This window comes from Vibrio sp. Makdt (assembly GCF_027587015.1).
GTDB classification, from domain to species: domain Bacteria; phylum Pseudomonadota; class Gammaproteobacteria; order Enterobacterales; family Vibrionaceae; genus Vibrio; species Vibrio chagasii_B.
This window is the reverse complement of sequence record NZ_JAPPTH010000026.1, coordinates 1-12,047: the sequence shown is the minus strand read 5'-3', so window position 1 is coordinate 12,047 and position 12,047 is coordinate 1. Positions and strand designations below refer to the sequence as shown.

At 40.9% G+C, this 12,047-nt stretch carries 8 protein-coding genes; 5 read left to right on the top strand and 3 right to left on the bottom strand.

Going from position 1 to position 12,047, the window contains the following annotated elements:
• The first annotated feature begins 107 nt into the window (after positions 1-107).
• From OH460_RS22725 to OH460_RS22705, 5 genes are all read left to right on the top strand, one after another.
• On the top strand, positions 108-1,811 hold the full coding sequence (locus OH460_RS22725) for a class I SAM-dependent DNA methyltransferase (protein ID WP_269999601.1): 1,704 nt from the start codon (positions 108-110) through the stop codon (positions 1,809-1,811).
• Positions 1,801-3,126, top strand: coding sequence for a restriction endonuclease subunit S (locus tag OH460_RS22720; protein WP_269999600.1), 1,326 nt, complete (start codon positions 1,801-1,803; stop codon positions 3,124-3,126). Before OH460_RS22725 ends, OH460_RS22720 begins: the two co-directional genes overlap by 11 nt.
• On the top strand, positions 3,126-4,055 hold the full coding sequence (locus OH460_RS22715) for a COG2958 family protein (RefSeq protein ID WP_269999599.1): 930 nt from the start codon (positions 3,126-3,128) through the stop codon (positions 4,053-4,055). The genes OH460_RS22720 and OH460_RS22715 overlap by 1 nt, the downstream gene beginning before the upstream one ends.
• Before the next feature lie 16 nt (positions 4,056-4,071).
• Entirely contained in the window at positions 4,072-7,347 is a 3,276-nt protein-coding gene (locus OH460_RS22710) for a type I restriction endonuclease subunit R (protein ID WP_269999598.1), read from the top strand.
• A gap of 368 nt (positions 7,348-7,715) precedes the next feature.
• On the top strand, positions 7,716-8,312 hold the full coding sequence (locus OH460_RS22705) for a nucleoside triphosphate pyrophosphohydrolase family protein (protein WP_269999596.1): 597 nt from the start codon (positions 7,716-7,718) through the stop codon (positions 8,310-8,312).
• A gap of 39 nt (positions 8,313-8,351) precedes the next feature.
• Here OH460_RS22705 and OH460_RS22700 read toward each other — a convergent pair whose 3' ends face one another.
• The 3 genes from OH460_RS22700 to OH460_RS22690 all read right to left on the bottom strand — a co-directional run.
• Positions 8,352-9,746, bottom strand: a complete 1,395-nt coding sequence (locus OH460_RS22700; RefSeq protein WP_269999595.1) for a tyrosine-type recombinase/integrase — start codon at positions 9,744-9,746, stop codon at positions 8,352-8,354.
• 8 nt (positions 9,747-9,754) lie between these two features.
• The gene (locus OH460_RS22695) at positions 9,755-10,267 is read right to left on the bottom strand and encodes a hypothetical protein (RefSeq protein ID WP_269999594.1); all 513 of its coding nucleotides are present in this window, start codon (positions 10,265-10,267) and stop codon (positions 9,755-9,757) included.
• The coding region (locus OH460_RS22690) for a site-specific recombinase (RefSeq protein WP_269999593.1) at positions 10,260-12,047 on the bottom strand (1,788 nt) is incomplete at its 5' end. The genes OH460_RS22695 and OH460_RS22690, both read right to left, overlap by 8 nt.

Below are 12,047 nucleotides of genomic sequence, written 5' to 3'. Positions count from 1 at the left end.
TGTGCTCCTTACTTCATAAAATCCACTTCTAAGTAAGGCATAAATCAAGGACTTTTGAGGCTTGGGTGGTATCATGGCAAAAATTTTTCGTTTTAAAGAACACCGAAATGAACCAACAAGAACAACAATTCCTTAAAGAGCTTGAAAGCAAGCTCTGGACAGCGGCAGACAAGCTACGTTCCACTCTCGATGCAGCGCAATACAAACACGCTGTGCTTGGCTTAATCTTCGTCAAATACGTCTCTGATGCGTTTAAGCTGCGTCAGGACGAGATTAAAGCTGAACTTGCTAACCCTGAGCATGAATATTACCTAGATCCGGCTGACTTCTCAGAAGAAGAGTTAGCTGAAGAGATTGCTATCGAGTTAGAGCAACGGGATTTCTACACTGAGAAGAACGTGTTTTGGCTACCTACGGAATCTCGTTGGCAGTTCCTACAAGATAACGCACCACTGGTTATTGGTGGTGCCGACCTTGAGATTGACGGTAAAGCTAAGAAGATTACTTCAGTAGGTCACCTAATCGATAATGCTCTAGAAGGTATCGAGCGTGATAACCCGAAATTGAAAGGTGTACTAAACAAGTCATACTCTGGTTTAAAAATAGATCAGGCCAAGTTGAACGAGCTTATCAACTTGATAGCGACTATCCCGTTTGTTCATGCTGACCTAAACAGTAAAGACATCCTCGGCCACGTATACGAATACATGCTTGGTCAATTTGCTCTGGCTGAAGGTAAAAAAGGTGGTCAGTTCTATACGCCAGCCTCTATCGTAACGCTAATCGTTGAGATGATTGAACCGTTTGAAGGTCGAGTATATGACCCTGCAATGGGTTCAGGCGGTTTCTTTGTACAATCAGAGAAGTTCATTGAGCGTCATGCTAATGAGAAGAAAGTCGATGCGCTAACGCAGAAGCAGAAGATCTCTATCTATGGTCAAGAATACAATCATACAACGTGGCAACTAGCGGCGATGAACATGGCGATCCGTGGTCTTGATTACGACTTCGGTAAAGAGCCAGCAAGTACCTACACCAATGTACAACATCCTGATTTACGTGCTGATTTCATCATGGCTAACCCTCCATTTAACATGAAAGAGTGGAATACGGGTGTTGATGATAATGATCCGCGCTTCAAATATGGCCAACCACCGTCAGGTAATGCGAACTTCGCATGGATGCAGCACATGCTTCATCATCTTGCTCCTGATGGCTCTCAGGCGCTTCTATTGGCAAACGGCTCGATGAGTTCGACAACCAACAATGAAGGTGAAATCCGTAAAGCGCTTATCGAGAACGACCTTGTTGAGTGTATGGTCGCGTTGCCCGGTCAACTGTTTACCAACACGCAGATCCCAGCATGTATCTGGTTCTTAACGAAGAACAAAACAGCTCGTACTGATAAAGCAGGTCGTAAGCTACGTGCTCGTAAAGGTGAAGTGCTGTTTATTGACGCCCGTAACCTTGGCTACATGAAAGACCGTGTTCTACGGGACTTTAGTTTTGATGACATTCGGAAAGTAGCTGATCTATACCACGCATGGAAAACAGGCGAAGAAGTGCATGATGTTGGCTATGAAGACCAAGCGGGGTTCTGCAAATCAGCAACGCTCGAAGAAATCACTAAGCATGATTTTGTTCTAACTCCCGGTCGTTACGTAGGTGCTGCTGAGGAAGAGGACGATGGTGTTCCTTTTGCTGAAAAAATGGCAACCTTGACGGAAAAGTTAGGCGAGCAGTTTGCAGAATCAGCAATGCTAGAGGCTGAAATCAAGAAAAATCTAGTGGGGTTGGGTTATGAGTTGTAATCAAACTCTAACAGTTGGTGATATTGCACAAGTATTTGATGGCCCTCATGCAACACCAAAGAAAATAGAAGCAGGCCCATATTTTTTAAGCATATCTAGCTTAGAAAATGGCAAATTAGATCTATCTAAATCAGCTCATGTCAGTGACGAAGATTTCGTAAAGTGGACACGTAGAGTAACACCTGAAGAAGGTGATATTTTGTTCTCCTATGAAACAAGGCTTGGTGAAGTAGCAATGATGCCCGCAGGGGTAACAGCTTGTTTGGGGCGACGAATGGGACTGTTGCGTCCTGACCGCTCTAAAATATTGCCTGAGTATCTTCTATACGCATATCAATCGCCTGCATTTCAAGAGACTATTCGCTCAAAAACAATTCATGGGGCGACAGTTGATCGAATTGCATTAAAAGAACTACCTAGTTTTCCTATACAAGTACCACCACTCTCGGAACAACGGAAAATAGTTGATGTTTTGAAGGGCTATGATCGAAAGCTAATGCTCAATTCAGAAACCAACCAAACCCTTGAGGAAATGGCGCAAACTATCTTTAAATCATGGTTTGTCGATTTCGATCCAGTTAAAGCCAAAATGAATGGCAAACAGCCAGAAGGTATGGATGCTGCGACTACCTCGCTATTCCCAGAAAAGCTAGTTGAGTCTGAGCTAGGGTTGATCCCGGAAGGTTGGGAAGTTGGAACACTGGACAGTCACACATCTATGATTATCGATCATCGTGGCAAAACACCCAAGAAGTTAGGTAGTGATTGGGTCGAGGAAGGTTACCCAGCGATATCAGCAAAAAATATTAAATCAAAAAAGATTGTTCGCCCAGACACAATTCGTTTTATCGATGAAGCTACATACAAGAAATGGATGAAAGAGCCGCTTGTTAAAGGTGACATCATCATGACTTCTGAAGCGCCTATGGGCGAACTGTACTTTTTTGATGGTTCAGAAGATTTTTGCTTAAGCCAACGACTATACGGCCTCAGAGCTAATAGTGATGTTTGTAGTCCAGAATTTTTGTTTAACTGGCTTCAAACAACAAAAGCAAAGGCAGATATGGAAGGTCGAGCTTCAGGTACAACTGCATTAGGCATCAAGCAAGCTGAGCTTCGTAAGGTTAAGATTTTGACCCCGCCACGAGAGCTGCTAGAAAAGTACAGTGCTGTAGCTAGTAATCTAGTCGATATGGCAGCGAAAAATAATGCTCAAAATACAGTTCTTGAAGACCTACGTGACACGCTACTTCCTAAATTGCTTTCCGGCGAAATCGAGTTAGGACAGGCTCAAGAATTAGCTGAGGTCGAGTAATGGCAACCCGAGTAGAAATGATTATCGAAACGCTCAAGGCGAATCCCGACAAGAAGTTTACTGCTCGGGATTTGGCTAAAGAGTTTTTAATTCGATACCCAGAAGAAATCGCTGAGAAGCAAACGAACCCACGCTACGATACCGAAGAACGCTTGATTGCACAGTTGGCCGCCGAGGTTGGCGGACAACGAACTCGCAGAGCACAAAAGGCGTGTGCCAATGTAGCAACTCGCGATAAACCCCGCCCAAGAATCTATTATTGGGATGAGAATCCTAATTTATCTTCTCTTGATGATATCCAAGACGAAGCCGATGAGCCGGAAATTGACACCCCCCTTGTTTCACAAAGCTTCAGTGAACATGACTTGTACCCTATGCTCATAGACTACCTCAGTAAAGATCTGGGTCTCTACTGCCAGCGAATTGATGAGCGTAAGTCTAAAAACTCTCACGGCAACGGGGGTAACCACTGGCTACACCCTGATATCGTGGCGTTAGAGCCGCTTGACCAAGGTTGGGATGAAATTGTGAGGAGCTGTGTGCGCAGTGGCAATCATAGCTCAGTTCGGCTTTGGTCTTTTGAAGTGAAGAAGCACCTTACCAAAGGCAATGTACGAAAATACTTTTTCCAAGCGGTATCAAATTCGAGTTGGGCTAATTTCGGCTACCTTGTGGCGACTGGCCTAAATGGCGACGTAGAAGGTGAGCTGCAAATGCTGTCGAGCTTACATGGGATTGGCGTGCTGATCCTTGATACTGAATCTTTGTTTGATAGCCAAATACTCATTCCAGCTCAAGAGAGAGTCAACGTCGATTGGCAATCTGCAAACCGAATAGTCACTGAAAATAGGGATTTCCACCACTACGTTGAGCAGGTTGGAATTTATAACCAAACCGGACGTTTGATTAAGAGTGCATGGAATAAATAACTAGGATAAAGGCTTAATGATCACAGAAGACCAACTAGAACAACAATGCCTTGATTGGTTTAAAGAGCTTGGCTACCAATATAAAAATGGCTATGACATCGCACCGGATGGCCCTGTTAACCCAGCTACAGGCGTCCCTGAGCGTGATGACTATCATCAGGTAGTTCTCAAACAACGTTTGCTTAGTCAGCTAGGGATGCTGAACCCTGAATTGCCAGAAGAGACTCTCAATCAGGTTGTGAACACGGTAAGCACACCTGAAACCCCCGTGCTTATCAAAAATAACCGCGCATTCCATAAGCTTTTGATTGAGGGTGTACCTGTTGAATACACTACCATTGAAGATGGTCAGTTAACTCCAAAACATACCCATGCTCGCTTAATGGATTTCATCAATCCAGATAACAACGAATTCCTAGTTGTTAATCAGTTCACTATTACTGGCACCAAGGGCAATCGTCGACCAGATGTGGTGGTGTTTATTAATGGCCTTCCTATCTCAGTTGTTGAGTTAAAGAACCCAGCAGATGAGCACGCCGATATTTGGAACGCATACAACCAACTGCAAACCTACAAAGATGAGATCCCTGATCTGTTTGCATTTAACGAGTCGTTAGTCGTCAGTGATGGTTGGACGGCGAGGATTGGATCTCTGACTGCAAACAAAGAACGTTTTTTACCTTGGAAAACCGTTTCTGGTGAAGATGATAAACCACTTTGGGATTACCAGCTTGAAACTGTCGTTAAGGGATTCTTTAAACCTGATTTATTGCTTGATTACATTCGCTACTTTGTCCTATTCGAAACTGACAACGACAAAATCATCAAGAAGATCGCTGGTTACCACCAATTCCATGCTGTTCGAGCGGCAGTAGAAGCAACAGTAAAAGCGAAGCAAGCCGATGCCAACTTACCTTTAGTGGCTGATAATATTGCAAAGTATCAGGTTCAAACCACAAAAGGCTTAGACAAAATTAAACCCGGAAGTGGTAAGGCAGGTGTTGTTTGGCACACTCAAGGAAGTGGTAAAAGTATCTCAATGGTGTGCTACGCCAGCAAACTGCTTCAGCAGCCAACTATGAACAACCCAACGATTGTTGTCGTCACAGACCGAAATGATTTGGACGGTCAGCTCTACAACACGTTCGGCATGGCGCAAGAGACGCTCAAACAGATCCCACAGCAAGCTGATGATCGTGATGCCCTGCGTGAGTTATTACTTAACCGTCAATCAGGCGGCATCATTTTCACCACCATACAAAAATTTGCGCTATTGGCCGATGAAACCGAGCATCCAGTTTTATCGGAGAGAGCAAATATTGTTGTCGTTTCGGATGAGGCACACCGAAGTCAGTATGGTAACAATTCCAAACTGGTTGAAGTTAAAGACGAAAATGGCGCTGTAAAAGCCTACAAGTACGTTTTTGGTTATTCTAAGTACATGCGTGACGCTTTGCCTTATGCCTCGTTCATTGGCTTTACAGGCACTCCTATCGCCATGGATGACAAAGACACTCGCGGTGTATTTGGCGAGTACGTATCAATCTATGATATTCAAGATGCCGTTGATGATGGTGCAACCGTTCCGATTTACTACGAATCACGCCTAGCGAAACTTGATATCAATCAGGACAAGATCGAAGCTCTTAACGATGAAGTAGAGGATGAAATTGGTGAAGATGAAGAGACCGCAGACCGCGAAAAAATCAAATCACAATGGGCTGCGTTAGAGAAACTTGTTGGTGCGGAACCTCGTATAAAGCAAGTGGCAAAAGATCTCGTTAATCATTTCACAACACGTACTTCTACATTCCCCGGCAAGGCGATGATTGTGGCGATGAGCCGTGAGATCTGTGTCGACCTGTATGATGCTATCGTAGCAATAAAGCCTGAATGGCATAACGATGATCCTGAAAAAGGTGCAATCAAAATCGTTATGACAGGTAGTGCATCAGACAAAGAAAAGATGCAGCCTCATATTCATGATAAGAAAACAAAAAAGCTGTTTGAGAAGCGTTACAAAGATACCGAAGACGAACTTCAATTGGTGATTGTACGTGACATGTGGCTAACAGGCTTTGATGCACCGTGTTGTCATACCATGTACATCGATAAACCGATGAAAGGCCATAACTTGATGCAGGCTATCGCCCGAGTAAACCGTGTGTTTAAAGACAAACCCGGTGGCTTAGTGGTGGATTACATCGGTATTGCTAACGAGTTGAAAAATGCTCTCAAGACTTATACCAACAGTCAGGGTAAAGGTCAGCCAACGGTAGACACAGCAGAAGCCTTTGCAGTGTTGATGGAAAAGGTTGATATCATTCGAGGCATGTTCGCAACACCTGTCGATGGTCACACCTTCAATTATCGACCTGATTTTGAAACCGATGCACTTCGATTGTTGCCCGGTGCTGTGAACCATTTATCCGGTCTGTCCCATAACGATAGCAGTGGTAAAAAAGTTCGAGATGGTAAACGACGCTTTCTTGATGTAATGGCGGCACTTACCAAGGCTTACTCGCTATGTAACACGATGGATGAGACTGGCGGCTACAAGAACGAAATTGCTTTCTACTCCGCGATAAAAGCTGCATTCATCAAGCACTCAACGGTTGATAAAAAGCGTACCGACGAAGAGCGTAATACCGCTCTTAAGCAAATCCTTAACAATGCGGTCGTTGCCGATGGCGTTGATGATATCTTTTCAATGGTAGGGCTAGACAAACCGAACATTGGTTTGCTGTCAGAAGAGTTCCTTGAAGACGTCAAGAACATGAAAGAGAAGAACCTTGCAGTAGAGCTATTAGAAAAGCTACTACGTGATGAGGTGAAAGCTCGCATGAAAAATGATGTGATTCAGGAGAAGAAATACTCTGATCGCATCATGACCACGCTTCAAAAGTATCACAACCGCAATATTGAAACGGCTCAGGTTATTGAAGAGCTGATTCAATGGGCGAAAGAGATGCAGGAGGATGCGGCCATGTTGGATAGGTTAAACTTATCTGTTGATGAGATTGCATTCTATCGAGCTTTGATCGAGAACGAGTCTTCTGTTCGAGAGTTGGGGGATGACAACCTACGTAAGCTTGCTATAGAGCTGACTCATCAGCTTCGTAAGTCTGCAACGGTAGATTGGCAGAAGCGGGAAAGTGTCCGTGCTCGTATGCGTAACCTAGTTCGCCGACTACTGCGCAGATGGAAGTACCCGCCTGATGCTGCTGAAGAGGCGATTAAGCTTGTGTTAGAGCAGGCTGAGGTGTTGGCCGATGGGTGGTGTGTGGCTTAAGCATATTGGGGAGTAGGTGTGAAAGCTATGTTTTGCATCTCTCGCCATAACTAATTGAAAAGGAGCGTAAATCTGGGACTCAATTCCAGTGTCAAAAGGTATGGAGTGCTTCAGTGCTTTGTCCAGTTTAGATTAATTGTTGAACTGCCTAAGTTCCGTCAAGAAAATTGTCATACCTTCTGTTGAGTGTTAATTACTTGATGCTCATTACTCTTATGTTCGTGGATATGCTTTTTACTCAAATTGGTCCAGTAAAACAAAGGGGGTTGGGTATGTTTTCATCACTTTATGCTATAACGTATTGCGGTTTTACTATCTCCACGTCAAATGTGTTAAAGTAATGGAAAGTTAAACCTAAAGAGATAGTTATGCTTCGTGAGTTTTCCTCTAAGTTTTCAACACTTAGCCCAGAGTTTTGGTTACAGATGTGCCAAGACATCAATGATTTCAGAACTACATTTCAGCTTCCTGTAAATCAACCAGTTTCAGAGAATGATTGTAATGTTCACAATGCACTACACATTGAAGAGCTAGTCGAGCTAGCATTAGCAACGAATAAAGAAGAGCAAGCTGATGCAATTCTTGATGCCGTTTACACGTTGGTCGGTCGCACAGCTCAAGTTGGTGAATACGACATGGAAAGCTCTGCTGTAGCCCATATGGTGGATATCCTACTAGCTACGGCGTTAACGCTAGAAATTCCTTACGAAGCTTGTTGGAGAGCTATCCACGCATCAAATATGACTAAGGCAGCGTCTAGCGAAGAAGAAGCCTTGGCGACTGTTGAACACTATAAAAATCGTGGAATTGCAGGTGAGATTTTTGTTGCTGACAGTGGTAAATACCTGATTAAGTGTAGCAAAGATTCAATCGATGAAACAGGTTCAACAATACGCAAAGGTAAAGTATTAAAGTCTGTGCAATATACACCTGTTGATCTTGTGAGAGTACTAAAAGAAGCCTAATGGGCGTCTAAAATAAGTAGGGGGCGTAGTGCCTCCTTTTTATGCAATATCTAACTCCAAACTTTTTAATATAGTTTGAATTTCCTCAGTAGCCTGATGATTGGTGACTGCGCCGCTCTCAAGATTTGATTTGATTCTACCAATAGCCTTTTTTGTTGACTCAATAGCTGACCGAATCTGTAGAGTTTTATACTGAGCGTCAAATTTAAAGCGTCTAGCGAATGCAAGGTTTATATAGTCTTCCATGGAAGAAAGATATTTGTGGCCTGTCCATTCCTGTAGCTGACGTTTGAACCATTCTGTGTTGACTATTAAGCGCTGAAAGTCGTCTGGATTTTTCACATCGCCTCGTGATTCAATTATTTCAATTAGTTTATTCGTAACATAGGTGTGTCTAAACAAGTGTGCATGTAGTTCCTCTTCTATACCTAGAGCATTACGCCAATTTGTAAAATATGTCGTTAATGTGTCCTCGGATAAGGGCTTTCCAGTTGTTGTGCTTACGAATAGATACCCATGATCATTCGCTTTTGCTTTGCCTAATTTGTTTTTTATAAGCACGCGTCTATAGCGTCTTATATAATTTGATATCTCTGAAAGAAACACCCTAGATACAGGTACATACCTTTCTTTCCTCTCGGCATCTTTTTGTTTCAAATTTATAAGTCGCAACCGTGGGAACTTGTCGTTTGATCTTAGTGCATCCTTGATATCAGATACACGTATGTTAATGATTTCAGCCCTCCTAGCTCCCAATTGATCGAGAGCGTGAAATAGAGCTAAGTCACGCTCTCTAACTTGAATGTTATTATTAGATCTTAGGTAGTTGAACAACTTATCATGTACATCTATTGATATAGGTGTCTTTTTATTTGTGGCGTTTGGATCTGGAAATGAGATGTGTTTATATGAGAATGTGTCATGAGTTCCAGAATATCCCTCAATTTTCCTTGATCTTTTTTCAACAGAAATGGTTATAGCATGTCCCGACGTCGTACCAATAAAAAATTTTAAATGATTGGTCTCTTCCACTAGTTTTAAAAAATCCAAACATCTTTTACCAATGCTTATGACGGTGTTGTATTTTCTTTTTGCAGTTACTTTATCCGCTCGTCTCTCAGCAGAAAGAGAATTAATAAATATCGTAAAAAAAGAATCTGTTAGTTGGGATAGGCTGATATTATTGTTATAAGTAAAATCAACGAGCAAGCTTATTTGAGAAGCGTAAGCGTGTAAAGTTCCACCCTTCTTCCCGAATGTAGATACGCCTTCTTCAACCAGTTTTCTTATATAAAGGTTTGCTTCATAGCACGGTATTCCATTTGGGTACATGATAAAGGGGTATCTCGTTATGGGCTTGAGAGTATCTAACTCATCATTTAATGGGTTATACCCATACCAAAGAACATGATTCTCAATATATCTAACAGTCATAAGTAACCTTAAGATTTCTTAGCTAATTTTACATGCTGTAATTGCAAGTTAATTATTCTGTTTATGTTTTCAAACTCTTCTTCAGGATTGTCAGGTCTAGACAATAGTGCTTTTTTCAGTTCTCCCCTAAGTTTGTCAATAATTTGAGCATATAGAGAATTCTCTAACATTAATGACTGGTTAACCTCAAGTGTAGTGATGGTACTTTGCTCTTTACGCTTGTTTCCTTTGTTCTTGATTTTATTTATTGCTGCTATTGCTTTTAACCTTTGCTTGTCGAGTTTACTATAACCCTCTAGGAACTCCAGAGCACATAAAGATTTTTGAGTATTTAAAGACATCGGAATAATTGATTCACTGGAGTCATTTCCGGGCAATGATGCTTTAGCTAGGGATGTTTGTGATGAAAGAATGGACATTAAATTTTCATCTTTACTGAATTTTTTAGGATGTGACTCAATTGAGGCAAGTAAGCTCATCATATTGTGTATGGATTGAATCTTCCTATCTCTACTATTCATTATCTAAATCCTTAACTTTGATTACGAAGTTAAATGCGGTTTCATTTGATTCATTCTTAAAAAACTCTGGTTCTAATGTAATAATATCATGGTCAAGAAGATACTGAATTTGACCTTCAAGTTTAGACTGCTCTATCAAAACTTTTGAATCTATATTCAAATTGAAGTCCTCGTCTAGAGCACCATTAGGGAAATACAATTCCATAAAATCGATTTGCGACTTGAGGTTTATGCTATCGACTCCGAACTGATTTATAAGTGCAACACTTAGCTTTTCCAAGTCTGTGCTATTCAAGTTTCTAAACGTGTATGCTAAGTAAGTTGCTTTAGTGCTATTTAACACATCGCCAGTAATAGACTCTGAAATATAATTATATAAGTGCTTAACATCACTTTGGGCTAATTGATATCGTAGAGAGTCCATTTTTTTATCTCCTGAAGACCAAAAAAATAAGAGTGCGAAAAACCGTCTTAGTTCGTGCTCAAGAATGTAGTACCTATATATCGTCCCATTTATTATTGTCGTTGGGGTGTTTATATAATCACAAAAATAACTTATAGCCTCATTAAATTGCTTATTGTCCAAAGGGTGTAACTTAAAATTATTGAATGAAACCCCATTGAATAGGGCAATATTTTCTTTCGAGTACAACCCTTTTTCAATAAATAGCATGTTGTATTTTTCTATTTTGTAAATGAGTTTGGCAATAATAAGTGGAGTTGGTCTTTCTATACATTCAAGCAAAGAAATTTTTCCGCCAACCCCTGTCTTTGCAGGCCAGAATCTTAAATTATAGTCAGCAAACGCTACTGAATTATTTTTGAGCCATGGGTTTTCATCACTTGGAACCAGATTTTCAAAAGGTGGAAGGCTTATGAATTCACTGACTCTTCGAGCATTTAATGTCCCCGTCAACACATGAACTGAACCCATCAAAACCTTGTAAAAGTACACAACTGAGTTTACTTCATGAGGATCATAACCTTTACTATTAAGGAACTTGTTAAATCCTAAATCTTTCAGCTTATCGCTGATAAATGTAGACTTTTTAATTATGTTTTTATATGGACTGCTATTTCTTTTTAACCCTTTTGTTTCTTCTGTAAACTTTAAAATGGTATCAAATAGTAGGTCAATCATTAACACGGGTTCATTGCTAGTTATTAAATCTGGATACCATAAGTCATCCTTTTTAAACTTTTGTCCAAGGTTTAACTCAAATGCTTTCTCCATTGATCTTAAGACAAATATTGGTGGTAAGCTGAATGTTCGTCCTACTGGCTTGAAATCATGTAAGTTTTTTAGCCTTTTCAGGGTGATTAATGATGGATCAATGTTAAGGTTATCTAATTTTGCAAGTTGTGCGCTAACTGGAATGTGTTTAATAATGTAGATTAAGGCTGTAACCGAAGATTGAGACATTGACTCCTTATCTTTATCCGTATAATGGTTTATAGCCTTATATTTACGGTCACTACTATTTGGTTTGATTTGATACTTCTCTAAAGCACTAATATTGCTATAGTTCGTTAGTGGGATAATGCTTCTACCAAAGATTGCCTTTGTAACTCTCGCATAATTAGGTTGAGGCAAAAGATCTTTTTTTTCTAATGACTTTCTATAAAACCCATTAGTATAAAGCTTGTAGGCATTATCGAGATGCCTTTGTCTTTCTTTTTCTGAAACAAATAATATGTTAACATTATCTAGAAGGTAAGGGTATTCTTCTAGAAAATCTTCAAAAGAGACTTCTTCGGAAATATAGGGAAGTTTTGCTAT